Raw genomic sequence first — 382 nt, 5'->3', positions numbered from 1 at the left:
GCCGAGCACCGCGTGGAAGCGATCGTGCCGGGCCTCGACGTCTTCCAGCCGCTGGCCGCGCGTCTCGAGAAAGAAACGAGCCTGGCCACGCGTCGCGTGATGCGCGATCAGCAGCTCGTAGTCGGTCTCGCGCGTCACGAAGACCGCGCGGGGACGGTTCGCGGCCATTGATGCCCCCTCCTCAGCGCGCCTCGATGACCGCCCGGCCCTTGCGGAACTCGCCAAGCACCGTGGCGAGCAGGTCGGGCGTGACGGTGACATGCTCGAGCGTGTCCAGGTTGCCGGCGAGCTGCTGGGCGGCAAGGCCGAGCAGGAGCGCGGGCGGCAGGTCGCGGTAGATGGCGATATGCTGCCGTTCGGCTTCCGCCTTGGCGCCCTCGAT

At 70.2% G+C, this 382-nt stretch carries 1 pseudogene; it reads right to left on the bottom strand.

Going from position 1 to position 382, the window contains the following annotated elements:
• Window positions 1–181: 181 nt before the first annotated feature.
• Window positions 182–382: pseudogene (locus EN750_RS39085) on the bottom strand (band 7 protein); the annotation flags it as partial.

This window comes from Mesorhizobium sp. M7A.F.Ca.ET.027.03.2.1 (assembly GCF_003999175.1).
GTDB lineage: Bacteria > Pseudomonadota > Alphaproteobacteria > Rhizobiales > Rhizobiaceae > Mesorhizobium.
Note: the sequence above shows the minus strand (reverse complement) of the source record. Positions and strands in the feature narration are given on the sequence as shown.